This is a genomic window from Ruegeria sp. HKCCD6157, from assembly GCF_013110685.1.
GTDB lineage: Bacteria > Pseudomonadota > Alphaproteobacteria > Rhodobacterales > Rhodobacteraceae > Ruegeria.
On sequence record NZ_WVRB01000001.1, the window covers coordinates 470,621 to 493,186 of the forward strand.

Below are 22,566 nucleotides of genomic sequence, written 5' to 3' on the forward strand. Positions count from 1 at the left end.
CCATGCAGAAATCGCAGGGAACATACAGTATTTTCGCAGACCGGGTGGTTCTGCGTTTTTTTGTATGCGCCTATGCGGCACTTCTGGTGTTACTGGCCCTGAGTGGTCATCAGGAAGGCTCTGACGACGTGATGCGCTGGGTGGTCGTGCAGGATCTGTTGCAGGGGCAGGGCTGGTTCGACAGCCATCAGTATCGGCTGGGCCCCGAGGGCGGGACGCTGATGCATTGGTCCCGACTGATCGACGCGCCGATTGCCTTGCTCTACGGAACATTCGGTTTGGTTTTGCCGCCCGATATGGCCCTTCAGGTGACGGCATTCGTCTGGCCCTCACTTTTGGCGGGTCTGACCTTGTGGGCCTTTGCGGTGACAGGCAGTGTTTTGGGCGCGCGGGAAGGCGCCGTTTCGGCGCTGGTTGTGGGGGTGCTTGCGCTCGAACACTCCAGAAAGTTCGACTATTTTTCGTTTGATCACCACAATGCTCAGATTCTTCTGTTCGTCACGGCCCTGATGCTGTTTGCTTTGCGCAGGGACAAACCATATGCCGGATGGCTGCTCGGTGTCTGCCTGGCGCTTTCGGTGTCGATAGGTACCGAATCGATATTGCAGATCGCACTTGCCGCCGTGTTTTTTGCCATTGACTGGATCTTAAACGGCGAACCGACCCGTCGCCGGACCATGGCGTTTGGTATAGGGCTGGTCCTGACGCTTGTGCTGACCAGCCTTGCAACAACGGGACACGAGGCCTTTCTGTTTCCAAGCTGTGACGCCCTGACTCTCAGCGTGGCATTGCCGGCGAGCGTTGCCGCGGCAGGGCTTTGCATTGCGGCCTGGATCGGCTCTGGCTGGTCACTGTGGGTCCGCATCGGCGCATGCGTTGCAATTGGCGTGGTGACATTGGCCTGCGCTTACGGCTTCGCCCCGCATTGTCTCAGCAACCCGATCGAAGCCCTGCCTCAGGATATGCGCGACTTTTGGCTGAGCCAGGTGGCGGAAGCTCAGAAGATCAACGTCATTCTGCAACTGCACCGGGGCGAAGCGCTGGCCCTGATCGCGATGTCGATTCTGTGCATGGCAGCCGCCCTGATCTTTGCAGTCAGATCGCCTTTCAGACTGGAATACGCCCTGTTTCTGGCCCTGATCGTGACCGGCCTGGTGGTGTTCCTCTATCAGTCCAGAATGATGACATTCCTGGGTGTTTCGCTGGTGGCTGTCCAGGCACAGATCCTGCGTGTCCTGTACAGCTCTTATGCAAGCCGTCGCCGCGCGTTGTCAGGGCTTGCGATGGTTGCTTTCATCCTCTGCATCTCGCCGAAAACCGGGGCCAGCATCGATGAGCAGCTGGGGCGTTTTGCCGGGCCGTCCCTTGCCGCATCCGCGAAGCCGGCCCGACAGTCACAGCAGAACTCGGGCGCATCCTGCAAAACGCCCGAAGCCTATGCGGCCCTGCGTGATCTTCCAGCCGGCAGATTCCTTGTTGATTTCGACTTTGCCGCAAACGTGCTGCGCCATACCGACCATTCCGTTCTGGCGGGCAATTATCACCGGAATCAGGCTGGAATTCTGGCGCAGATCGAACTGTTCCGATCGGACGCCGACCAGATCGGATCACGTCTGACCGAGCTGGACGTGGATTACGTCATGCTCTGTACGTCCGCACCGCGCGCCGAATTCTGGTCCTGGGCGTCACAGGGCCGTGGTTTGAAGTCGCGATTGATTGCGGGTGAAATCCCGGCCTATCTCAGACGGATACAAGGCGCGGAAGGTGCAGCCTTTCAGATCTTCCAAGTGACTGGGGCAGGCTAGGCCAGACAAGATCAACCGTCAGGTGTGGCGCTTCACGATCACCGACCCGACCGAATACCCGGCGCCGAAAGAGCAGATCAGGCCCAGATCACCCTCCTGCAAGTCGTCCGAATACTTCGAAAACGCGATGATCGACCCCGCAGATGACGTGTTGGCATAATCCTGAAGGATGTTGGGTTGCTCGCCCGGCTCGGGTTCGCGGCCCAGAACTTTCTTGCCGATGAAGTCGTTCATCGTCTTGTTGGCCTGATGCAGCCACAGGCGTTTCAGATCAGAGTTTCCGACCCCTTCGGCATCCATGTGGTCGCTGATATGCTTGCTGACCATCGGCAGTACTTCCTTGAATACTTTCCGACCGTTCTGCATGAACTGCATGTCGCGCCGGTCAGTCAGCCCATCAGGGCGCGAGCGGCGCAGAAAGCCGTTGTTGTTGCGGATATTGTTGGAAAACGCAGTGGCGCAGCGCGTCGACAGGATTTCGAAATGCGGCCCTTTTGCGTCTTCGATCCGTTCGATCAGCGTTGCCGTCGCCACATCGCCAAAGATGAAATGGCAATCGCGGTCGCGCCACTCCAGATGGCCCGAGCAGATTTCGGGGTTCACCACCAACGCCGCCCGCACCGATCCCGACCGCACCATATCCGCCGCGGCCTGAATGCCGAACGTGGCTGACGAACAGGCGACGTTCATGTCAAAGCCGAACCCGTTGATCCCCAGTTCCTGCTGGATTTCGATCGCAATCGCCGGATAGGCGCGCTCGTGGTTCGAAGCCGCGCAGATTACCAGATCAACATCCGCCGCCGTACGCCCCGCCTGTGCCAGCGCCTTGTTGCAGGCATCCACCGCCATTTCGGTCATGATGCCGGGTTCATCATCGCTGCGCTGCCGCAGCAGTGGATGCATCACGTCCGGGTCCAGCACGCCGCTCTTGTCCATCACGTAGCGGTTTTCGATCCCCGATGCCTTGACGATGAACTCTTCCGATGAATGCTGCATCGGCTCCATCTGTCCGGCGGCGATGGCTTCGGCATTCTTGGCGTTCTGTTTGTCGGCATAAGCGTTGAATGCCTCGACAAGCTCGGCATTGGTGATGACGTTCTGAGGCGTGAAGACACCGGTACCGGTGATGGCGGGGGTATACATGGCGAGCCCTGAATGTTTCGGATTTGCCCAAAATGCAGTCACGTTGTGATTTGATCAAGGTATGTTGACCTAAGGGAATGTGCGTAAAGCCGTAGCTTCATATCTTGAATAGTTCAGAAACTGAAGTATATGACCCCTCCAAACGCGCGGAGATCCCCGATGCCCGACGATATCAGCACCAGGCTTGGCCGCCTCAGCCCCGAGATTCAGGCGATCATGGGGGTATATGCCCTGTACTGGAAACTGGAAGAGACATTCGACAGCATCGAAACCGACCTGAGCCACCCCGAATGCCACATGCTGATCAAGCTGGATCAGCCGAAACGCATGGGGGTTCTGGCTGCGGATATGCTGAGTGTACCGTCCACAATCACCGCCACCGCGGATTCGCTGGAAAAAGCCGGCTATCTCACGCGCGAGCGTGACCCCGAAGACCGCCGCGCCTGGTTGCTGGTGCTGACCGAGCGTGGCGAAGAAGCCCGCAACATGCTGGTGGCCGAGGCCGGAGACCTGTTTCACAGGGCCTCGGGCCTGAACGACGAAGAAACAGCCGAATTCGCGCGACTGGCGCGCAAAATCCGTGACAACGTTTTGAAAACGGGAATTCCCGAGGGACTGAAGAAATGAAACTCCTGACCTCTCTGGGCCTTGCACTGGCCGTTTTGGCAACTCCGATTGCCGCTCAAGATACTCCGAAACCGGTCAAGCTGATGCAGGTGCACGAAACAACGCCCGGCTTCACCCGCCAGTTCTTCGGTCGTGTTGCCGCGCGGCAGACGGTCGATCTTGCCTTTCAGGTCGCCGGTCAGATCGTCGAAATGCCGGTCAACGAAGGGTTTGTCATCCCCAAAGGAGGCCTGATTGCGCGACTGGATCAGGAGCCGTTCGAACTGCGGCTCGAGCGGGCGCAGCTGCAAAAGGAACAGGCCGACCGAACCGTCGCACGCCTGTCGCGGTTGCGGGGCACCACGGCCAGCCAGGTGGCGGTCGATGACGCAGAGACCGAAGCGCAACTGGCCGCGATCGCTCTGCGCGATGCCGAATACGAACTGGAACACGCGACTCTGACCGCGCCATTTGACGCGCTGGTCTCCAGCCGCGCGGTCGAGGCTTTTACCACCGTATCGGCCGGCACGCCGATCGTCCGCATCCACGACATGTCCGAATTGCGCATCGAGGTGGATGTGCCCGAGATCCTGTTTCAACGCTCGGGCCAGAACGACGACATCACCATCACCGCCAAATTCCCCGTAAGCGATGAAGTCTTCCCGCTGGAAATCCGTGAATTCGACGCTGAAACTTCCAGCGTCGGGCAGACCTTCCGCATTCAGTTCGGCCTGACCCCGCCCGAGGGGCTGCAAATTCTTCCCGGCTCGTCCGTCACCGTCAACGTAAAGGTCCAGGACGAGCGCACAGGCATCATCGTGCCGGCGACGGCCGTCATCGCGGATGCAACAGGTGAGCTGAGCGTCATGGTGTTCTCTCCGGCTGGCGCGGATGAAGGCACGGTCCGCCGCGTTCCGGTGACAATCGAACCCACGCAGTCGGGCGATGTTCGGGTGTTGAAGGGCTTGTCCGACGGTGACGAAGTTGTTGTGGCTGGCGGTGCTGTGCTGACAGACGGTCAGCCCGTGCGCCGGTTCACCGGCTTCGCGAACTGAGGGGCAGACAGATGAACATCGCGCGCGCCTCGATTGATCGACCGCTTTACACATGGCTGATCATCCTCATTGCCCTCTTCGGTGGCATCTGGGGATTCACGTCGCTTGGTCGTTTGGAAGACCCGGCTTTCACCATCAAGAACGCGGTCATCGCCACGCAATATCCCGGTGCCACGGCGGAACAGGTGGCGCTTGAAGTGTCCGAACCCCTTGAATCCGCGATCCAGCAGATGGGCGAGGTGGATGTCATCACCTCGGTCAACCAACCCGGACAATCGCTGATCGAAGTAGAGATCAAGTCGACCTACGACGGCACCGAACTGCCCGATATCTGGACCCGCCTGCGGGCCAAGGTGCGCGATGCCGCCCGCGGGCTTCCGTCGGGTGTCAGCCAACCCTATGTGAATGACGGGTTCGGTGATGTGTTCGGCCTGTTCTATGCGGTGACTGCCGAAGGGTTTTCGGACGCCGAAAAGCATGAACTGGCGACGTTTCTACGTCGCGAACTGCTGACCGTGGACGGCGTCGCCGATGTCGAGGTTCAGGGCCTGCCGGACGAGGCGATTTTTGTAGAGCCCGATCTGGCGATCTCGGTGAACCAGAACGTCCCGCTGCAAGCGATCAACGAAGCCATTGCCAATGCGGATTCGGTGAATTCCTCGGGGTCTTTAAGGTCTGTAGATGCCCGTACCACCATTCTGACGGCCGAGGGTTCGGACAGTGTCTCGGCCATTGCGGGCCTGTCTGTCGGCTCGCAAGGGCAGGTGATCAACCTGTTCGACATGTCCGATGTCTATCGCGCCCGTCAGAACGATCCGGACATCATGATCCGCTACAACGGGACCGAAGCCTTTACCCTCGGCATCGCCGGTCTGGCGACGGAAAACATCGTCGAGGTCGGCAAGCGGGCTGACGCCAAATTCGCCGAGCTGGATGCGAATATCCCCTTCGGTGTCGATATTCTGCCGATCTATCAGCAACATGTGGTGGTCGAGCAGGCCTCGAACGACTTTCTGGTGAATCTGGCCATGTCAGTGGCCATCGTGGTCGCCGTACTGGGAATCTTCATGGGCTGGCGCGCGGCCATCGTCGTCGGTTCGACCCTGTTGCTGACCGTAGTCGGCACGCTTCTGTTCATGTCGCTGTTCTCGATCGAGATGGAACGGATTTCCCTGGGTGCGCTGATCATTGCCATGGGTATGCTTGTGGACAATGCCATCGTGGTGGCCGAAGGGATGCAGATCGCGATGTTGCGAGGAAAACCTTCGCGCGATGCGGCTGAAGATGTGGCGTCGAAAACCCAGATCCCGCTGCTGGGGGCCACCGTAATCGGTATCATGGCCTTTGCAGGCATCGGTCTTAGCCCCGACGCAACGGGCGAGTTTCTGTTTTCCCTGTTTGCGGTGATCGGCATTTCGCTGCTGCTCAGCTGGATACTTGCCATCACGGTCACGCCTTTGCTTGGGCACTATTTCTTCAAGCAGGGCGAGGAGGGTGAGATCGACGCCTACGGGGGCATCCTGTTCCGCACATATGGCGCGATCCTGCGGTTTGCGCTCCGTTTCCGGTGGCTGGTTGTTGCGGGTCTCATCGCCGTAACCGTTGCGTGCTATGCCGGGTTCGGGTTGATGAAACAACAATTCTTCCCCAACTCGAACACGCCTTTGTTCTTTGTGCATTACAAGCTGCCTCAAGGCACGCCGATTGCCCGCACGGCACAGGACATGGCGGTTTTCGAAGATTGGCTGACCCAACGCGATGACGTGGTTTCGGTCACGACATTCGTCGGTCAGGGGGCAACCCGGTTCATGCTGACCTATTCGGCAGAGAAACCGAACCCGAGCTATGGTCACATGATCATCCGCACGGAAAGTCTGGATGACATCCCGGCCTTGCAAGCGGATCTGGAAGCGTTCGGGTCGGTCCAGTTCCCCGAAGGCGAGTTCGGAACCAAGCGCCTGGTGTTTGGCCCCGGCGGCGGCGATCCGATCCAGGCCCGGTTCTCGGGCAGCGATCCGGTGGTACTGCGACAACTTGCGGACGAGGCTGTGCAGCGCATGGCGGCGGCGTCGCCCAACGCCCTGCTCGTTCATCATGACTGGCGCGAACAGGAACTGGCGGTGCAGCCGATCTATGCCACGGAACGGGCCCAGACCGCGGGTGTTACGCGCGAAGACATTGCGGCCACGCTGCAATTTTCGACCGATGGCATCACGGGCGGTGTGCTGCGGGAACGCGACCGCCTGATCCCTATCATCCTGCGTCGTCCGGCGGACGGAGATTATTCCATCGTCGATCAGGTGGTGTATTCGGACCAATCCGGGAAATTTGTACCAATCGAACAGATGGTCGATGGATTCGAGTACAAATCCCTCAATACGCTGGTTCATCGCCGCGATCGTGTTCTGACCATCACCGTCGGCGCGGACATCCCGCCCGACCTGACGGCGGCTCAGGTACACGCCGAAGTTCGGGACGCCATCGAGGCAATCGAATTACCCCCCGGATACAAGATGGAGTGGGGCGGTGAGTTCGAAAACTCGCGCGATGCGCAAGAAAGCCTGGGCAAACAATTGCCGCTGAGCCTGCTGATCATGGTTCTGATCTCGGTCCTGCTGTTCAACGCGATCCGACAGCCGATCATCATCTGGCTGCTGGTTCCGATGTCGGTCAACGGCGTGGTCATCGGCCTGTTGGGAACTGGGCTGCCCTTCACCTTTACAGCCCTTCTGGGCCTGCTCAGCCTGTCGGGCATGCTGATCAAGAACGGCATCGTGCTGGTGGAAGAGATCGACCTGGTTCGCGCCACGGGCAAGCCCCTGCGCGAATCCATCGTCGAAGCCTCGGTCTCGCGTTTGCGCCCGGTGATGCTGGCTGCGATCACGACCATTCTGGGCATGGCGCCGCTGCTGACCGATGCGTTCTTCGTCTCGATGGCGGTGACGATCATGGGCGGGCTGGCTTTTGCGACCGTCCTGACAATGGTCGCCGCGCCGGTGTTCTACCTGCTCTTCTTTGCGCGCGATGAAAAACGCGAGGCGCTGGCAGCCTGAACACTGGCCTCTTGTGGGTCCAGCTGAAAAGCTGGGTCCAATCAGGTTAGATCAAAGGAACAAACGGCACGTCACAGGCGGCCAGTGCAGTGAAGATTACGAGAACCAGAAATGCGCGCCCGTTGCGTTCAGGTCAACGGGCGCGCCTCTTTTCGTTCACTGATGAGCCAATTGTGGCTCAGGCGGGTTAGCCCTGTAACGACTTCACCTCGACATCCCCTTCGGCCTGCGCCTTGATCGCCAGAGCGGCAGCATGGCTTGCGGCGGCCGTGGTGTAATACGGGATCTTGTCATAAAGCGCGATGGACCGGATGGCCTTGCTGTCCTCGACCGCCTGCGCGCCTTCGGTGGTGTTCATCAGCAGTTGAACCTGACCGTCTTTCAGCATGTCGACCACGTCCGGGCGGCCCTCATAGACCTTGTTGACCACTTCGCATGGCACACCCTGTTCCGCCAGCCAGCTTTGCGTGCCGCGGGTGGCGACCAGCGTGAAGCCTTGTTCGACCAAAACCTGGGCGGCCTCGAGCATCGCCGCGCCCTTGTCGGCATCCTTGATCGAAATGAAGGCCCGGCCCGAGGTCGGCAGAACCATACCTGCGCCCATCTGCGCCTTGAGGAAGGCGCGCGGGAAATCGCGGTCCCAGCCCATGACCTCGCCGGTCGAGCGCATTTCAGGGCCCAGGATGGTATCGACGCCCGGAAAACGGGCGAAGGGCAGGACCGCCTCTTTCACCGAGAACCATGGCATGTCCGGATCGGCCAGCGTCATCTGATCTGCGATCTTGGTGTCGTCCACGGTCTTGTAGGGCGGACGCTGCGGGAAGCTCGCCAGCTTTTCGCCCGCCATGACGCGCGCGGCGATGGATGCAATCGCGCTGTCGGTGGCCTTTGCCACGAACGGCACGGTGCGCGAGGCGCGCGGGTTGACCTCGATCAGGTAGATCTCGTCATCCTTGATCGCGAACTGAACATTCATCAGGCCGACAACGTTCAGCGCCTTGGCCAGCTTGAACGCCTGATCTTTGATCTGCGCGATGATCTCTTTCGACAGCGAATAGGGCGGCAGCGAACAGGCGCTATCGCCCGAGTGCACGCCGGCCTCTTCGATATGCTGCATGATGCCTGCCACATGCACATCGGTGCCGTCGCACAGCGCGTCCACGTCCAGCTCGACCGCGCCAGCCAGATAGCTGTCCAGCAGAACGGGGCTGTCGCCCGAGACCACCACGGCTTCGTTGATGTAGCGTTTCAGCTGGTCCATGTCGCGCACGATCTCCATCGCGCGGCCACCCAGAACGTAGGACGGGCGGATCACCAGCGGGAAGCCGATTTCCTCAGCGATTTCCAACGCCTGCGTGTCGGTCGAGGCGATGCCGTTCTTGGGCTGTTTCAGCCCTAGCTCATTGACCAGCGCCTGAAAACGCTCGCGGTCTTCGGCCAGGTCAATCGCGTCGGGCGTGGTGCCCAGGATCGGGATGCCCTCGGCCTCGAGCGCGTTGGCCAGTTTCAGCGGTGTCTGTCCACCGAACTGAACAATGACGCCGTGCAGCGTGCCGTTTTCCTGTTCCTTCGTCAGGATTTCCATGACGTGTTCAAAGGTCAGCGGCTCGAAATACAAGCGATCCGAAGTGTCATAATCGGTCGAAACCGTCTCGGGGTTGCAGTTGATCATGATGGTTTCATACCCCGCTTCGGTCAGCGCGAAGCAGGCGTGGCAGCAGCAATAGTCGAACTCGATGCCCTGACCGATGCGGTTTGGGCCGCCGCCAAGAATGACGACCTTTTTGCGGTCGCTCGGGCGCGCCTCGCATTCGACCTCGCCCATCATGGGCGCTTCGTAGGTTGAATACATGTAAGGTGTCTGCGCCTCGAACTCGGCCGCGCAGGTGTCGATGCGTTTGAACACCGCTGAAACGCCCAGATTGCGGCGCGCGCGGCGGACGTTGTCTTCGTCACGGCCCGTCAGCTTGCCCAAACGCGCATCGGTGAAGCCCAGCATTTTCAGCTTGCGGATGCCGTCCTCGGTGACGGGCAGGCCGTCCTTGCGGAGCTGACGCTCGGCCTCGACGATCTCGCGGATGCGGGCCAGGAACCAAGGGTCGAACTTGGTGACGCCGAAAATCTCGTCATCGCTCAGGCCATGGCGCATCGCTTGCGCAATGGTGCGCAGGCGGTCGGGTGTCTGCTGGCTGATCGCCTTGATCACGGCGGCCTTGTCGTCGGCCTCGTCCCAGAGGCCCACGTTCAGGCCGGGGATTTCGACCTCATCAAAGCCGGTCAGGCCCGATTCCATCGAGGCCAGTGCCTTTTGCATCGATTCGTGGATCGTACGGCCAATCGACATCGCCTCGCCCACCGACTTCATCGCGGTGGTCAGATAGGGTTCGGAACCGGGGAATTTCTCGAAGGCGAATTTCGGAATTTTTGTCACGACATAGTCGATGGTCGGCTCGAACGAGGCCGGGGTGACTTTGGTGATGTCGTTGTCCAGCTCATCCAGCGTATAGCCCACGGCCAGTTTTGCGGCGATCTTGGCAATCGGGAAACCGGTCGCCTTCGACGCCAGCGCCGACGAGCGCGACACGCGCGGGTTCATCTCGATCACGACCATGCGGCCATCGACCGGATTGATCGCCCATTGCACGTTTGAGCCGCCGGTTTCGACACCGATTTCACGCAGCACGGCAATCGAGTGATTGCGCATGATCTGGTATTCTTTGTCGGTTAGCGTAAGGGCAGGGGCCACGGTGATCGAGTCACCCGTATGCACGCCCATCGGATCGACGTTTTCGATGGAACACACGATGATGGCGTTGTCGGCAGTGTCGCGCACCACCTCCATTTCGTATTCTTTCCAGCCCAGAAGGCTTTCGTCGATCAGGATCTGACCTACGGGCGAGGCATCCATACCCGAGCGGCAAATATGGATGTAATCCTCGCGGTTATACGCCACGCCGCCACCGGTGCCGCCCAGTGTAAAGGCCGGGCGGATGATGGCAGGAAGCCCCACGGTTTCAAGGGTTTCAAGGGCCAGCGCCACACCGGCATCCAGGTCTTTCTTGCCGCTCTCGTCCTTGGGGGCGGTAACGATCTCGGCCTTGGGGTTTTCGATGCCCAGCCGGTCCATCGCCTCGCGGAACAGGGCGCGGTCTTCGGCCATTTCGATGGCATCGCGCTTGGCGCCGATCATCTCGACGCCGAATTTTTCCAGCACACCCATTTCTTCCAGTGCCAGCGAGGTGTTCAGGCCGGTCTGTCCGCCCATGGTGGGCAACAGGGCGTCAGGGCGTTCTTTCTCGATGATCTTGGCGACCACTTCGGGTGTGATCGGCTCGATATAGGTGGCGTCGGCTAGACCGGGGTCGGTCATGATCGTCGCCGGGTTCGAGTTCACCAGAATGACCCGGTATCCTTCCTCTCGCAGGGCCTTGCAGGCCTGAGCACCGGAATAGTCGAATTCACAGGCCTGACCGATAACAATGGGGCCCGCCCCAATGATCATGATCGACTGGATGTCGGTTCTTCTCGGCATGGCCTTGTTCCTTCGATTGTCCGCGAGTCAGGGCACCGCCCCAGCGCCCAAATTGTCCTGCGTTATAGGGACCGCGCAAAAAGGTGCAAGAGGTATCGGAAACAGGGGCGAAATTGCCGCTTTCCCCTCTTTCACTTGGCAGAGTATTCTCTATATGGCCCCTCACGGCAAATGAGGATGCAAGTGCGTATTCGTTTCGATCAGGGACCGGCCGGGCGAGGAACCCGGTTTCAGCGTCCGTCTCAGGTGATCCGCGCGGATGTGGCGGAGGACGTGCCCCAGGCTCTGGCGGCACTGGACGAGGCGCGCGCAGCTGGTGCCTGGCTGGCTGGGTATGCCAGTTACGAACTTGGCTATGCGCTTGAACCCCGGCTCAATGGTCTTTTGCCGGAAGAACGACGCCTGCCTTTGTTGTGCTTTGGGGTCTATGATGCACCGGATCGGGTCGCCCTTCCGTCGCCTGCGGGCGAAGTGGGCGCAGTCCGGCCGCGATGGGATGAAGCGCGATACGGCAAGGCCTTCAGGGCCGTGCATGACGCCATCGGTGCCGGCGACATCTATCAGGCCAACCTGACCTTTCCGATTGATCTGACCGTCTCGGGCAACAGCGAAATGCTCTATGCCGCGCTGACGGCGGGGCAGCCGGTGGGCCACGGAGCACTGGTGCAGCAGGATGGGCTGCCCGATCTGCTCAGCCGCTCGCCGGAGTTGTTTTTCCGCACCGATGAGGGTGGACGGATCGAAACCCGGCCGATGAAGGGCACGCAACCGCGCAGTGAAGACCCGGATGAGGATGCGCGCCGCCGGGCTTTTCTGAGCGCGGACGAAAAGAATCGGGCCGAGAACCTGATGATTGTTGATTTGCTGCGCAACGACATCAGCCGCGTCGCGCTGCCCGGATCCGTTCATGTGCCCGACCTGTTCCGGGTGGAAACCTATGCTACCGTGCATCAGATGGTCTCGCTGGTGCGGGCGCAGCTGCACAAATGCGTGGGGTTGGGTGAAATACTGACGGCACTGTTTCCCTGCGGGTCGATCACCGGAGCCCCCAAGATCCGCGCGATGGAAATTCTGGCGGAACTGGAGCCATGGGCGCGCGACATCTATTGCGGGACGATTGGCTGGGCCGCGCCTGATGGTCGGTCCGAGTTCAACGTGGCCATCCGCACCTTGATGCTTGAGGATGATCAGGCCACTCTGAACGTAGGCGGCGGTGTCGTTTGGGACAGCACCGCCCCGTCAGAGTATGAGGAGGCGTTATGGAAAGCCCGCTTCGCCCGCCAGCTGAACCTGATTTCAGCCTGATTGAAACACTGGCCTTCCGCCCGGATCAGGGCTTTGTCAGGCTGGACCGCCATCTTGCACGAATGGCCCGTACTGCGCGGGTGTTCGAGATTCCTTTCAACCCCGATGAAGCGACCGCCCGACTGAGTGGCGCTGCTTGTGACTCCCCGCTGCGTTGCCGTCTTACGCTGGATGTGTCGGGCTCGTTCGATCTGTCGACCGGCGAACTGGTGGACAATCCCAGAACCTGGCGCGTCGCTCTGTCGGATCAGCGTCTGGCTTCGAATGACCTGTGGTTGCGTCACAAGACCACGCGCCGTGCGCTCTATGATTCCGCGCGCGCAGCGCTGCCCGAAGGGGTGGACGAACTGTTGTTTCTGAATGAACTGGATGAGCTTTGTGAAGGCACCATCACGAACCTGTTTATGGAAATGCCTGATGGCCGGGTTCTGACGCCCGCTTTGTCCTGTGGGCTCTTGCCGGGGATACTGCGCGAAGAACTGCTGGAAAACAAAGCAGTCACCGAAGCCGTGCTGACCTTGACCGACCTGAAAAATGCGCAAACTGTGCGGATCGGAAATTCACTGCGCGGACTGATCGAGGTGGAGCTGATAGACGGGTGACAAAAAACAGCATGATGATCGGACCGCCGGTTGCATTGCGACGGCTGCGGCTGGAATTTAACCTGTTCTATATTGGCTTGCCGCTGCTGATCGCTGTTCTTTTCCCTCCGAACTGGATGTTTCCGGCGCTGTTTGCGCTGACCGGACTTGGTATCGTGCTGCTGCACCGGACGCCCGGGTTTCAATGGGCCGAGCTTCGTTACGACTGGGCCAACTGGACCCTGCGCGAGGTGGCTTTGTTCTCTGCCATCGTGGCTGCCTTTTGTTTTGGTCTGATTCAGATCACGCGCCCGGAGGCCGCGTTCTTCCTGCTTGTGCACCGCCCGGAAATGCTGGCCTTCATCTGGGTCGGCTACCCACTTTTGTCAGCGCTGCCGCAAGAGCTGCTGTTCCGCCCTCTGTTCTTTCGCCGCTATCACGCGATCCTGCCGGATGGGCGTGCGGCCTATCTGCTTAACGCGGCCATATTTTCGTTCGCGCACCTGATGTACTGGAGCTGGATCGTCGCACTGATGACATTCGCCGGCGGCCTGCTGTTCACATGGGCCTACCGGCAGCGTGGGTCATTCTTCTATGCGGTGTTGCTGCACGCAATTGCGGGCAATATCATTTTTGCGGTGGGGCTGGGCGTATATTTCTACTCGGGCAATGTGCAAAGGCCGTTTTGAAGGGGCAACCCGCCTTGACTTTCCGGGGCTGACAGGGTGTATCGGCGCGACGAATTCTGCGCCCGAAGGGATATTCCATGCACGCCTATCGCAGCCACACCTGCGCCGCCTTGACCGCCGCCAATGTTGGAGAAACCGTTCGCCTGTCCGGTTGGGTGCATCGGGTTCGAGATCATGGGGGCGTGCTGTTCATCGATCTTCGCGACCATTTCGGCGTAACCCAGATCCTGTGCGACGGCGACAGCGCCGCCTTTGCCGAGCTTGAAAAGGTGCGGTCCGAATGGTGCATCCGTATCGACGGCACCGTCAAAGCCCGTGACCCGGACCTGGTGAACCCGAAACTGCCCACCGGCGAGATCGAGGTTTACGTACGCGAACTGGAAGTTCTGGGGGCCGCCGACGAATTGCCGCTGATGGTCTTCGGCGATCAGGAATACCCCGAGGAAACCCGCCTGCGCTATCGCTATCTGGACCTGCGCCGCGAGGCGATGCAACGGAACATGACCCTGCGCTCGGACGTGGTTGCGTCCATGCGCAAACGGATGTGGGATCAGGGCTTTCGCGAGTATCAGACGCCGATCATCACCGCCTCGTCACCCGAAGGCGCGCGCGACTTTCTGGTGCCCTCGCGCCTGCATCCGGGCAAATTCTATGCGTTGCCGCAAGCCCCGCAGCAGTTCAAGCAGCTGATCATGGTGTCGGGCTTCGACAAGTATTTCCAGATTGCACCCTGTTTCCGGGACGAAGATCCACGGGCAGACAGGTCGCCCACCGACTTCTACCAGCTGGATCTCGAGATGTCCTTTGTCGAGCAGCAGGACGTGTTCGACGTCATTCAACCTGTTCTGACCGGCGTGTTCGAAGAATTTGGCGGCGGTCGCAAGGTTGATCAGGACTGGCCGCAAATTTCCTACAAGGACGCGGCGCTGTGGTACGGCACCGACAAGCCGGACCTGCGGAACCCCATCAAGATGCAGGTGGTATCCGAGCATTTCCGCGGTTCCGGTTTCGCGATCTTCGCCAAGCTGCTTGAACAGGAAGGCACCGAGATCCGCGCGATCCCCGCGCCGGGCGGCGGCAGCCGCAAGTTCTGCGACCGCATGAACGCCTTTGCCCAGAAAGAGGGTCTGCCAGGCATGGGCTATATCTTCTGGCGCGATCAGGGTGAAGGGATGGAGGCTGCGGGACCGCTGGCCAAGAACATTGGCCCCGAGCGCACCGAGGCAATCCGTCAGCAACTGGGTCTGGGTGTCGGCGATGCAGCCTTCTTCCTGGGCGGCAAGCCAAAAGCCTTTGAAAAGGTTGCCGGTAAGGCGCGTGACGTGATCGGTGAGGAATTGAACCTGACCGAAAAAGACCGTTTTGCCTTTGCCTGGATCGTGGATTTCCCGATCTATGAGCAAGACGAAGAAACCGGCGCGATCGACTTTGAGCACAACCCGTTCTCGATGCCGCAGGGCGGTATGGAGGCGTTGCAGGGCAACCCGCTGGATGTGCGCGGCTACCAGTATGATCTGGCGTGCAACGGGTACGAGCTGGTTTCAGGCGCGATCCGGAACCACAAGCCGGAAATCATGCTGAAGGCCTTTGAACTGGCAGGCTATGGCGAGGAAGAAGTAAAATCCCGCTTTGGTGCCCTGTTCAATGCCTTCCACTACGGCGCCCCGCCACACGGTGGATGCGCGGCTGGTATCGACCGGATCGTGATGCTGTTGGCAGATGAGGCCAATATCCGCGAAGTCATGATGTTCCCGATGAACCAGCGTGCCGAAGATCTGATGATGGACGCACCTTCGGACCCGACCTCGGATCAGTTGATGGAACTGGGTCTTCGCATTATCCCTCAGGACCAGTAAGAAAACCGCCCGCGTATCGCGGGCGGATTTTTTCACGCAGGCAGCCTGTGTCAGTCCAGCGGGTCTTTCAGATTGGTTCGGTTGACGCGGATGGAACGCGCGGCCTGCCGTGTTTGGCGGTACAGCCAGATGCACAAAAGGGTTGCAGTGATGAAATAGGCTGTCACCATTTCAAAGCGCCTCTCGCTGTTCCAGTCGGTTCTGCACCATCCCGGCAACCTGCGCCGCCTGCGCCATGATCGGCGTCCCGTTCGCGCGTGACAATGCCAGCTTTCGCGCTGCTTCCGCCAAGGGCCTGTCATTTGCCTCGCGCGCGACGCCGTGCAGGAACTGTGCGGCGTAGTCCAATGTACGGTGATCGTTGGGACCTGCGAGCACATCGGCGATATGGGCCATGTCGTCCTGATAAGCCAAAGGGTCCGGGCGGATGATTTCATCGCGCACGGCATGAAGCCCGCTGGGCCGCCGGTCCTCTGGCAGGCGTTCCAGAATGGATTTTTGAAAATGTGACATTGATTTTAGCGGCTTGGACAAAAACCCATCCGCGCCGGCCGCCAGAGCCATGTCTTCGCTGCCGTCATCGCCCGAAAGGCCCATGATGACACTGATACGGGGCGTGGCCTCGGCCAATTCGGCGATCAGGTCGGCGCCGGGACCGTCCGGCAGGCCCATATCGACCAGGATGACCGAAGGCCGATAGATCTGTAGATGCCTTCGGGCCGATTTCAGGCAATCCGCACGGCGAATGCGCGCGCCGCTGTGTAGGCACATCAGGCGGATGGCATCGCAAGCGTACCGGCTGTCTTCGACAACCAATATGGTCTGACCCAGCAAGGGTCGAGTCGCGGTGGGCGCGGCGGTGGTGGTGGCAAGTAGGCCCGAATCGTCCATGGCAGCTCTCCTATGCAGCAGATGCTTCACGCTAGGAACTTCTGGCTAACACGACGTTAACGCGCGATTTGGCGCACTTGTCCTTTGGCGGATCAGCCCCCATAACCCATGCAACGCAGGACAGCAGGAGTGAGACATGATTGGACGTCTGAACCACGTCGCCATCGCCGTACCGGATCTTGATGCGGCGTCCGAGCAATACCGCAACGCGCTGGGCGCCAAAGTCGGCGCGCCGCAGGACGAGCCGGATCATGGTGTCACGGTCGTGTTCATCGAACTGCCCAACACCAAGATCGAACTTCTGTATCCGCTGGGTGATGACAGCCCGATCAACGGGTTTTTGGAAAAGAACCCGGCCGGCGGCATCCACCATGTGTGTTACGAGGTCGAGGATATCATCGCGGCCCGTGATCATCTGAAAGCGACCGGAGCCCGTGTTCTGGGATCAGGTGAGCCCAAGATCGGTGCGCATGGTAAACCGGTTCTGTTTCTGCACCCCAAGGATTTCAACGGCTGCCTGGTCGAGCTGGAGCAGGTATAACCCCCAGCCCCGGAGGGCCTGAAATGACCATTACTGCCGCGCTGGTGTTGTTTGCCGTCATCTGGTTCATGACGTTGTTGGTGGTGCTGCCCATTCGCATCAAAACCCAGGGCGATCTGGGTGACATCGTTCCCGGCACGCATGCGGGCGCGCCGGAAGTGCATCACATGAAAAGAAAGATGTGGATCACCACCGGTATCTCTGTGATTCTGTGGGCGATCATCGCCGGAATCATCCTGTCGGGCGTGATCTCGGTGCGGGATTTCGACTGGCTGAACCAGTTGGAGCCAAGGTAATCCCCGTCAGGCCTTTTGGCCTGACAAGGCATGATAGATATGGGTGAACGTGGCGGCCCCGATGATCGGGATCACCAGGTTCACCAGCGGCACTGAAAGCGGAATGGCGATCAATGTGCCCGCCACCCAGATCGTCGTTGAATGTTTGGCCCGCAGCTTGCGCGCGCCATCGCGCCCGATCCTTCGCATCGCGGCAAGGGTAAAGTATTCACGCCCCAGCAAAAATCCGTTCATCGCCCAGAAGATGAAAGGCGCAAGCGGGGTGAAAATCGCATAGAGGATCAGCGCCAGCAGGTTTGCCACAATCAGAACGCCAAGGAAGCTGAGACCGTCCATAAGCGCCTCTGAGGCCGGGATGCGCCGTGCGGGCGGCAACGCCGGAAAATGCTTGTCCTCAACCGCCTGTGCCACCTCGTCCAGAAAGATCGAGGTGATGGCCGACGCGACCGGCACCATCAGAAAAACGGGCAGGATCAGGACGAGCACGATACCGGAATAGTTCAGAACGTCGTTCAGCCACGGCACAGCTCCCACAAACGGCAGTGAGATTTCGCTGCCGGACAGCCAGTTGATCAACCAGATCGCACCTGCACATGCCAGAACCAGCAGCAGAATGGTCAGGCCCACGCCGCGCAGCAATACGGCGCGAAACCTGGGGTCTCCGGTCTGGCCAAGTGCGCTGAAAAAGGCGTTCAGGATGATCATTCCGAAACCCACTCTGTCAACGCGGCCACGTCGGGCCGCGGGCGTTCCGGCGGGGTCGCTCCCTCGGTGGCGATATGAATCAAACCGGCCACGCGTTCGTTTTCGGCAAGCCCGAAAGCATCGACACAGAATTCGCGATCATGTGTTTGCCAACCCGACAGCCAATTGGCGCCCCAGCCCGCAGCCAGCGCGGCATTCAGCAGCGCCAGACAGACCGCGCCAGCAGAGTAGGATTGTTCGATGGCCGGAATCTTTTCGGATTGTTTGCGAACCTCGATGACCGCGACGGTCAGATGCCCCATATCGAACTGGCTGCGCGCCTTGGCGATGTCTTCCGGGCTTTTGTTCAGCCTTTTCCCGCAGGCCTCGGTCAGGGTCGCCAGACGTGGCATCGCGCCCTTTTCCAGAACGATGAATCGCCAGGGCTCCAGTTTGCCGTGATCGGGGCTGCGGGCGGCGGCCGTCAGCAATGGCAGCAACTCCTCCCGCGTTGGGGCCGGAGCAACCAGTGTCTTGGCCGGCCGGGACCGGCGCGACTGCAAAAACTCCAGAGCGGCGGGGTTTTTCAGGGACATATGTTAACTTCCTTTACATCACGACTCTGTATCTTGGTCGGTATCCTGCCCGTTTCAAGGGCACGCCAATGGATTGCGTGGATCAATTTCATTACGACGAGCTTCGTGCAAGACTTTGAGAAAGAAGAGGAGACAATGGCGAAATCCAAGCTGCGTGATCTGCCGGATCTCAGCGCGATGGCGCAGGCCGGGGCCGTGTTCCAATTGAAGGTGACGCCCAAGGCGGCCCGCGATCGGGTGAGCGTCGAAGACGGGCAGATCAAGGTATTCGTTACGGCCCCGCCGGAAAGCGGCAAGGCCAACAGGGCCGTGCAGTTGCTGCTTGCAGAATGTCTTGGCGTCGCGCCCTCGACCCTGACGCTGAAGCAGGGGCAATCCGCACGGATCAAGCTGTTTGCCTATGACCCCTGAGGCCCGGTTTCGCGAATTTGATAAACACCTTCGGGCAGATCCAGCGCGGCCGCCAGATCCCGCACCTGCTCGGGTGACAAAGTGATCTTCTGTATTTGATCGGTGCGGGGATCAAGTTGTTCCAGCGTGACGCATTCCGCGAAATTGTTGATCACCACATCTTCCTGCAAAGGTTGTTCACCTTCGTCCACAAGCGTAATGACCGTCGAGTCGAATTCATGCTCAATCGTAAACATGAGGCCAGAGTGCAAGCCGCCGGGGCGCAATGCAAGCCGTTCGTTGAGCCGGCGGTGTGGTTTCGCCGGCACGGTCGTACTATGTTGAAATCACGGCATTCGGTCTCAAAGGATATGACATGCACAGATGGTTTGTTTTTTTGCTGTCCCTGCTGCTCGCGGCATGTGGAGAGGGGGCCTTGCGCGTCCAACCCGCCGAGGAATGGCTGGGGGATGAGCCTGAGGCCGAACCGATGGTGCAAACCTTCCGAGAGGTCAGTCGGGCCGTTGGGGCGGAAGCCCGCAGACAGTGTCTGAAACAGACGACCGGGCAGAATTGCGACTTTCGGATTCTTGTCGACTTGAACCCACAGGCTTCGGTCAATGCATTCCAGACGCTGGATGAAAACAAGCAGCCGGTGATCATATTTACCCGCTCGATGATCGAATCCACCAAGAACGCGGATGAAATGGCGTTTGTCATGGGGCATGAAGCAGCCCACCACGTGTTGGGGCATATCGCCAGGCAGAGTGAAATCGCCAGCGCCAGCGCGGCTGAGTTCGGGCGGGTGGCAGAGTTGCGCGGCGGGGACGCCGCCGCCATTGAAGAGGCGCAAAAGCTGGGCGCGCAGGTCGGCGTTCAGGCTTATGTGAAAGACTTTGAGCTGGAGGCAGACCAATTGGGAACCATCATCACGTATAATGCGGGATACAATCCGTTGGTCGGGGCAAGATTCTTTGATCGCATCCCGGATCCCGGTGACAGGTTTTTGGGAACGCACCCACCAAATGCACAACGTGTGCAGATCGTGCGGGAAACGGCAGAGCAGTTGGGTTTGTCCCAATGAGCCGGCTCACATGCCTGGGTGTCGTCCTGACGGATCGCGGCTCGAAATACGCGGTGTCCGGGGCGCAGGTCACGACGCGGGCTGAAATCGACGCCGTTCTGAACGATTTGAAATCCGACAAGAGCTATGCCAAGGCCACCCACAACACCTGGGCTGCGGCCTTGCCGACCGGCGCGTTGAAAGCTGATGATGGGGAAAGCGGCGCGGGCATGGTGATCCTTCGGATGATCGAACGCGTCGGGCTGAAAAATCACGTAATTATCGTGACGCGCTGGTATGGCGGCAAGAAACTGGGCGGGGATCGCTTTCGCCGCGTTCAGGATGCCACGCGGGCCTATCTGGATCACATCGGCGTCCAATCTTGACCTGAGTCAATGTTTGCCTTCGCGGATGCGCTACGCTTTGGACACAGCGTGAAAGCGAAAGGAAACAGCATGCCCACCCACGAGACCCTGCGGCTGCATGCCGGATTGGTGGACGATATGGCAAGAATGCTGGACATTGATCTTGAGGAAGCCGCCATTGATGGTTCCGTTTCCGTGGACCAGATCTCTGATGCTGTTTTGCGCTGTACCGACTGCCCGAACCCGGATCACTGCAAGAGTTTGCTGAACGATCCCGGATCTGCTCGGCGTATGCCCGAATACTGCCGAAATCAGGAATTGCTTCACAATCTCCTGCCTTGACACAAAGGTCTGGCATGACACATCTGGGCGAAATCATGACCCATCTGCGCTTGGTGTTGCGTATGGGGCAAGCAACCGGAACCGACTTGGCCGCGGCCTATCGGAAAGGTCATCTGAAACAGGAAGAATGGGCTGAAATCGTGCAGCAGTGTCGCGGCTGTTCCTGGGCCAAGGACTGCCCGGAATGGTTGGAACGGCGCGAGCAGGTTGAACAGGCGCCGTCGACATGCCCGAATCGCAAATACTTTGCCGCCCTCAAAACCAAGCAGGTGGAGAACGCTTGATGTCTCAGGTCGCGTTGGGGGAAATCGAAAAGCACTTTTGGCTTACGCGCTCGGTGTCACGCTGTATGGGCATTTCAATGACCGAAGCGATGGCCGAAGGACGTCTTTCACCCGAAAAATACGCCGAGCTTGTCACGCGGTGCCGCGCTGCCGGATGTGATGTGCAATGCGAGTTTTGGCTTGCCCGGCAACAGGGCACAGCGACCACTGCCCCGGATTTTTGTCCCAATGCCGAGATACTGAATGGGTTGAAAACCTGATCAAAGCCCGTTGTGCGTTCCGTCGCACAAAGGCGGTTTCGAACTGTGTTTGCAGCCACAAAAGAAGACCTTTTTGCTGCTTTCCGCTGTATATTTCACGGGCTCTGACCCGGTGCCTTTGTGCGATCCGTCGCAAAACGGCTGGCGGCTGGATTTGCCGCAGGCACACCAGAAATAAGTTTTCCCTTCGACGACCTCGACCGGAAATGGCGATTTCTGGGCAACAATGGGCGCGTTTGACATATGGCTTCTCCGTCTTTGGCTGAATTCGCTGCAACAGTTTAGGGCGCCGGAGTCAGAAGAATAGGTTTTACGCCTCAAAGAACATCATTGCGCCATTGGATTGGCATGGATTCGCTGTGACTCACGAAGACGTGATCGATTCAGTTGCCAGATTGCCGTTCAGCCCGTATTCTTAACCTGGCCCCGAAAAGCTGGGCAATATCAGAAAAGTAATAAAGGATTGACGGACATGAAACTGAAACTCGCTGCCGTTGGCGCATTTGCACTGATCCTGACTGCCTGTGCGCAGCAGGAAGAACCGACACCTGTTTACGTTCAGCCCAGCTATGACAAAGCCGGCACACCCAGCTGTCCGGGTGGTTATCAATTGGCCACAACCGAGGCTGGCCAAACGGTCTGTGACCCAATCACTCAGTAAGCCATTCGCAGGTGGCCCGGACCCGGACCGCCTGTACGCTTTCGGGAAAAACCGTCACCAGTTGTGGCGGTTTTTTCTTGCCTGCGATTTCGCGGCTATCGGACAGGTTGCGTTCTTCGCGTTGCGCGAACCCTGTTCAGTGCCTTTTTAGGCCGTAGTTATGCTTGAACTTGAATAATTTGAATTTGTGTCGCTTGACCGACCCGTAGGGGATATGCCCGAGGACACGCCGTTTAGGGGCGGTGTATCGATAAACCGGGGCCGGTTTTTTGATATGCGCCTTGGGCCGCTTGGCATGTGACCTGGCCTTCGGGGCCACGTAATACCGGTTTATCTTGTGACGGCCGTTTTTGTGAAAGCTTAGATGTTTGCCGCCAACCTCAATGACTCCGGCAGAGCCGACCTGCGTGGGTTGGGCGTAACCCGGGGTAGCCACGAAATGCGCGGCCATCAGGAAAACCACGCAATTCAGGCCAAGCTTGAAGATACGGGACATGAAAACCTCCATGATTGGCTTTCAGTCCAAGATCGGGTCTGACCGGGTGTTCGGCCAATAAACTCGGTTCAA

Annotated in this window: 25 protein-coding genes; 17 read left to right on the forward strand and 8 right to left on the reverse strand. The window is 59.4% G+C overall.

Annotated features, from left to right (window positions below):
- The first annotated feature begins 2 nt into the window (after positions 1 to 2).
- On the forward strand, positions 3 to 1,805 hold the full coding sequence (locus GS612_RS02100; RefSeq protein ID WP_171638932.1) for a hypothetical protein: 1,803 nt from the start codon (positions 3 to 5) through the stop codon (positions 1,803 to 1,805).
- Positions 1,806 to 1,823: 18 nt separating this feature from the next.
- On the opposite strand, the gene GS612_RS02105 is transcribed toward GS612_RS02100, so the two are convergent.
- Positions 1,824 to 2,948, reverse strand: a complete 1,125-nt coding sequence (locus GS612_RS02105; RefSeq protein ID WP_171638933.1) for a beta-ketoacyl-ACP synthase III — start codon at positions 2,946 to 2,948, stop codon at positions 1,824 to 1,826.
- A gap of 159 nt (positions 2,949 to 3,107) precedes the next feature.
- Between GS612_RS02105 and GS612_RS02110 the strand changes: the two genes are divergently transcribed.
- From GS612_RS02110 to GS612_RS02120, 3 genes are read left to right on the forward strand one after another with little or no spacing between them, the layout of a single operon-like run.
- A complete protein-coding gene (locus GS612_RS02110) occupies positions 3,108 to 3,575 on the forward strand; it encodes a MarR family winged helix-turn-helix transcriptional regulator (RefSeq protein WP_152458966.1) in 468 nt (155 codons plus the stop codon).
- The gene (locus tag GS612_RS02115; protein WP_171168889.1) at positions 3,572 to 4,609 is read left to right on the forward strand and encodes an efflux RND transporter periplasmic adaptor subunit; all 1,038 of its coding nucleotides are present in this window, start codon (positions 3,572 to 3,574) and stop codon (positions 4,607 to 4,609) included. Before GS612_RS02110 ends, GS612_RS02115 begins: the two co-directional genes overlap by 4 nt.
- Positions 4,610 to 4,620: 11 nt before the next feature.
- Positions 4,621 to 7,662 carry an efflux RND transporter permease subunit gene (locus GS612_RS02120; RefSeq protein WP_171638934.1) on the forward strand — a complete coding sequence of 1,014 codons (3,042 nt, stop codon included), beginning with the start codon at positions 4,621 to 4,623 and terminating at the stop codon, positions 7,660 to 7,662.
- A gap of 187 nt (positions 7,663 to 7,849) precedes the next feature.
- Here GS612_RS02120 and carB read toward each other — a convergent pair whose 3' ends face one another.
- Entirely contained in the window at positions 7,850 to 11,194 is a 3,345-nt protein-coding gene (gene carB, locus GS612_RS02125; RefSeq protein ID WP_171638935.1) for a carbamoyl-phosphate synthase large subunit, read from the reverse strand.
- A gap of 177 nt (positions 11,195 to 11,371) precedes the next feature.
- Between carB and GS612_RS02130 the strand changes: the two genes are divergently transcribed.
- The 4 genes from GS612_RS02130 (at position 11,372) to aspS (ending at position 15,625) form a co-directional block, all read left to right on the forward strand.
- Positions 11,372 to 12,499 (forward strand): aminodeoxychorismate synthase component I, encoded by a 1,128-nt coding sequence (locus tag GS612_RS02130; RefSeq protein ID WP_171639911.1) that lies wholly within the window; start codon positions 11,372 to 11,374, stop codon positions 12,497 to 12,499.
- Positions 12,454 to 13,101 carry an aminotransferase class IV family protein gene (locus GS612_RS02135; RefSeq protein WP_171638936.1) on the forward strand — a complete coding sequence of 216 codons (648 nt, stop codon included), beginning with the start codon at positions 12,454 to 12,456 and terminating at the stop codon, positions 13,099 to 13,101. Before GS612_RS02130 ends, GS612_RS02135 begins: the two co-directional genes overlap by 46 nt.
- Positions 13,098 to 13,769, forward strand: a complete 672-nt coding sequence (locus GS612_RS02140; RefSeq protein WP_371809264.1) for a CPBP family intramembrane glutamic endopeptidase — start codon at positions 13,098 to 13,100, stop codon at positions 13,767 to 13,769. The genes GS612_RS02135 and GS612_RS02140 overlap by 4 nt, the downstream gene beginning before the upstream one ends.
- Positions 13,770 to 13,846: 77 nt before the next feature.
- On the forward strand, positions 13,847 to 15,625 hold the full coding sequence (gene aspS / locus GS612_RS02145; RefSeq protein ID WP_171638937.1) for an aspartate--tRNA ligase: 1,779 nt from the start codon (positions 13,847 to 13,849) through the stop codon (positions 15,623 to 15,625).
- 171 nt (positions 15,626 to 15,796) lie between these two features.
- Here the strand turns inward: aspS and GS612_RS02150 are convergent, their stop codons facing one another.
- The gene (locus tag GS612_RS02150) at positions 15,797 to 16,516 is read right to left on the reverse strand and encodes a response regulator (RefSeq protein ID WP_171638938.1); all 720 of its coding nucleotides are present in this window, start codon (positions 16,514 to 16,516) and stop codon (positions 15,797 to 15,799) included.
- Between the two features lie 136 nt (positions 16,517 to 16,652).
- Between GS612_RS02150 and mce the strand changes: the two genes are divergently transcribed.
- Both mce and GS612_RS02160 read left to right on the forward strand, forming a co-directional pair.
- Positions 16,653 to 17,057: a methylmalonyl-CoA epimerase gene (gene mce / locus GS612_RS02155; protein ID WP_171232862.1), complete on the forward strand. Its 405-nt coding sequence runs from the start codon at positions 16,653 to 16,655 to the stop codon at positions 17,055 to 17,057.
- A gap of 23 nt (positions 17,058 to 17,080) precedes the next feature.
- The gene (locus GS612_RS02160; protein ID WP_171228979.1) at positions 17,081 to 17,353 is read left to right on the forward strand and encodes a DUF1467 family protein; all 273 of its coding nucleotides are present in this window, start codon (positions 17,081 to 17,083) and stop codon (positions 17,351 to 17,353) included.
- A gap of 6 nt (positions 17,354 to 17,359) precedes the next feature.
- On the opposite strand, the gene GS612_RS02165 is transcribed toward GS612_RS02160, so the two are convergent.
- Both GS612_RS02165 and GS612_RS02170 read right to left on the reverse strand, forming a co-directional pair.
- Complete coding sequence (locus GS612_RS02165) at positions 17,360 to 18,058, reverse strand: EI24 domain-containing protein (protein WP_171232861.1); 699 nt, start codon at positions 18,056 to 18,058, stop codon at positions 17,360 to 17,362.
- On the reverse strand, positions 18,055 to 18,633 hold the full coding sequence (locus GS612_RS02170) for a nitroreductase family protein (RefSeq protein WP_171638939.1): 579 nt from the start codon (positions 18,631 to 18,633) through the stop codon (positions 18,055 to 18,057). Before GS612_RS02170 ends, GS612_RS02165 begins: the two co-directional genes overlap by 4 nt.
- A 135-nt stretch (positions 18,634 to 18,768) precedes the next feature.
- Here GS612_RS02170 and GS612_RS02175 point away from each other — a divergent pair, with 135 nt between their 5' ends.
- The gene (locus tag GS612_RS02175; protein ID WP_171638940.1) at positions 18,769 to 19,044 is read left to right on the forward strand and encodes a DUF167 domain-containing protein; all 276 of its coding nucleotides are present in this window, start codon (positions 18,769 to 18,771) and stop codon (positions 19,042 to 19,044) included.
- On the opposite strand, the gene GS612_RS02180 is transcribed toward GS612_RS02175, so the two are convergent.
- Positions 19,032 to 19,280 (reverse strand): hypothetical protein, encoded by a 249-nt coding sequence (locus tag GS612_RS02180; RefSeq protein WP_170346090.1) that lies wholly within the window; start codon positions 19,278 to 19,280, stop codon positions 19,032 to 19,034. The two genes, GS612_RS02175 and GS612_RS02180, sit on opposite strands and share 13 nt — an antisense overlap.
- A gap of 119 nt (positions 19,281 to 19,399) precedes the next feature.
- On the opposite strand from GS612_RS02180, the gene GS612_RS02185 reads away from it, so the two are divergent.
- The 5 genes from GS612_RS02185 (at position 19,400) to GS612_RS02205 (ending at position 21,337) form a co-directional block, all read left to right on the forward strand.
- A complete protein-coding gene (locus tag GS612_RS02185) occupies positions 19,400 to 20,107 on the forward strand; it encodes a M48 family metallopeptidase (RefSeq protein WP_171638941.1) in 708 nt (235 codons plus the stop codon).
- Positions 20,104 to 20,472, forward strand: a complete 369-nt coding sequence (locus GS612_RS02190; RefSeq protein WP_171638942.1) for a YigZ family protein — start codon at positions 20,104 to 20,106, stop codon at positions 20,470 to 20,472. The genes GS612_RS02185 and GS612_RS02190 overlap by 4 nt, the downstream gene beginning before the upstream one ends.
- A gap of 69 nt (positions 20,473 to 20,541) precedes the next feature.
- The gene (locus tag GS612_RS02195; RefSeq protein ID WP_171638943.1) at positions 20,542 to 20,793 is read left to right on the forward strand and encodes a DUF6455 family protein; all 252 of its coding nucleotides are present in this window, start codon (positions 20,542 to 20,544) and stop codon (positions 20,791 to 20,793) included.
- Positions 20,794 to 20,807: 14 nt separating this feature from the next.
- Positions 20,808 to 21,077 (forward strand): DUF6455 family protein, encoded by a 270-nt coding sequence (locus GS612_RS02200; RefSeq protein ID WP_152458951.1) that lies wholly within the window; start codon positions 20,808 to 20,810, stop codon positions 21,075 to 21,077.
- Entirely contained in the window at positions 21,077 to 21,337 is a 261-nt protein-coding gene (locus GS612_RS02205) for a DUF6455 family protein (protein WP_152458950.1), read from the forward strand. The genes GS612_RS02200 and GS612_RS02205 overlap by 1 nt, the downstream gene beginning before the upstream one ends.
- On the opposite strand, the gene GS612_RS02210 is transcribed toward GS612_RS02205, so the two are convergent.
- A complete protein-coding gene (locus GS612_RS02210; RefSeq protein ID WP_171118708.1) occupies positions 21,338 to 21,580 on the reverse strand; it encodes a CDGSH iron-sulfur domain-containing protein in 243 nt (80 codons plus the stop codon).
- A gap of 229 nt (positions 21,581 to 21,809) precedes the next feature.
- Here GS612_RS02210 and GS612_RS02215 point away from each other — a divergent pair, with 229 nt between their 5' ends.
- Positions 21,810 to 21,998 (forward strand): hypothetical protein, encoded by a 189-nt coding sequence (locus GS612_RS02215; protein ID WP_050604769.1) that lies wholly within the window; start codon positions 21,810 to 21,812, stop codon positions 21,996 to 21,998.
- Between the two features lie 136 nt (positions 21,999 to 22,134).
- Here the strand turns inward: GS612_RS02215 and GS612_RS02220 are convergent, their stop codons facing one another.
- On the reverse strand, positions 22,135 to 22,494 hold the full coding sequence (locus GS612_RS02220) for a hypothetical protein (RefSeq protein ID WP_171638944.1): 360 nt from the start codon (positions 22,492 to 22,494) through the stop codon (positions 22,135 to 22,137).
- Between the last annotated feature and the right edge of the window lie 72 nt (positions 22,495 to 22,566).

Coding starts and splice junctions, on each gene's coding strand:
- GS612_RS02100 (WP_171638932.1), top strand. CDS start 3: ATGCAGAAATCGCAGGGAACATACAGTATTTTCGCAGACCGGGTGGTT.
- GS612_RS02105 (WP_171638933.1), bottom strand. CDS start 2,948: ATGTATACCCCCGCCATCACCGGTACCGGTGTCTTCACGCCTCAGAAC.
- GS612_RS02110 (WP_152458966.1), top strand. CDS start 3,108: ATGCCCGACGATATCAGCACCAGGCTTGGCCGCCTCAGCCCCGAGATT.
- GS612_RS02115 (WP_171168889.1), top strand. CDS start 3,572: ATGAAACTCCTGACCTCTCTGGGCCTTGCACTGGCCGTTTTGGCAACT.
- GS612_RS02120 (WP_171638934.1), top strand. CDS start 4,621: ATGAACATCGCGCGCGCCTCGATTGATCGACCGCTTTACACATGGCTG.
- carB (WP_171638935.1), bottom strand. CDS start 11,194: ATGCCGAGAAGAACCGACATCCAGTCGATCATGATCATTGGGGCGGGC.
- GS612_RS02130 (WP_171639911.1), top strand. CDS start 11,372: ATGCAAGTGCGTATTCGTTTCGATCAGGGACCGGCCGGGCGAGGAACC.
- GS612_RS02135 (WP_171638936.1), top strand. CDS start 12,454: ATGGAAAGCCCGCTTCGCCCGCCAGCTGAACCTGATTTCAGCCTGATT.
- aspS (WP_171638937.1), top strand. CDS start 13,847: ATGCACGCCTATCGCAGCCACACCTGCGCCGCCTTGACCGCCGCCAAT.
- GS612_RS02150 (WP_171638938.1), bottom strand. CDS start 16,516: ATGGACGATTCGGGCCTACTTGCCACCACCACCGCCGCGCCCACCGCG.
- mce (WP_171232862.1), top strand. CDS start 16,653: ATGATTGGACGTCTGAACCACGTCGCCATCGCCGTACCGGATCTTGAT.
- GS612_RS02160 (WP_171228979.1), top strand. CDS start 17,081: ATGACCATTACTGCCGCGCTGGTGTTGTTTGCCGTCATCTGGTTCATG.
- GS612_RS02165 (WP_171232861.1), bottom strand. CDS start 18,058: ATGATCATCCTGAACGCCTTTTTCAGCGCACTTGGCCAGACCGGAGAC.
- GS612_RS02170 (WP_171638939.1), bottom strand. CDS start 18,633: ATGTCCCTGAAAAACCCCGCCGCTCTGGAGTTTTTGCAGTCGCGCCGG.
- GS612_RS02175 (WP_171638940.1), top strand. CDS start 18,769: ATGGCGAAATCCAAGCTGCGTGATCTGCCGGATCTCAGCGCGATGGCG.
- GS612_RS02180 (WP_170346090.1), bottom strand. CDS start 19,280: ATGTTTACGATTGAGCATGAATTCGACTCGACGGTCATTACGCTTGTG.
- GS612_RS02185 (WP_171638941.1), top strand. CDS start 19,400: ATGCACAGATGGTTTGTTTTTTTGCTGTCCCTGCTGCTCGCGGCATGT.
- GS612_RS02190 (WP_171638942.1), top strand. CDS start 20,104: ATGAGCCGGCTCACATGCCTGGGTGTCGTCCTGACGGATCGCGGCTCG.
- GS612_RS02195 (WP_171638943.1), top strand. CDS start 20,542: ATGCCCACCCACGAGACCCTGCGGCTGCATGCCGGATTGGTGGACGAT.
- GS612_RS02200 (WP_152458951.1), top strand. CDS start 20,808: ATGACACATCTGGGCGAAATCATGACCCATCTGCGCTTGGTGTTGCGT.
- GS612_RS02205 (WP_152458950.1), top strand. CDS start 21,077: ATGTCTCAGGTCGCGTTGGGGGAAATCGAAAAGCACTTTTGGCTTACG.
- GS612_RS02210 (WP_171118708.1), bottom strand. CDS start 21,580: ATGTCAAACGCGCCCATTGTTGCCCAGAAATCGCCATTTCCGGTCGAG.
- GS612_RS02215 (WP_050604769.1), top strand. CDS start 21,810: ATGAAACTGAAACTCGCTGCCGTTGGCGCATTTGCACTGATCCTGACT.
- GS612_RS02220 (WP_171638944.1), bottom strand. CDS start 22,494: ATGTCCCGTATCTTCAAGCTTGGCCTGAATTGCGTGGTTTTCCTGATG.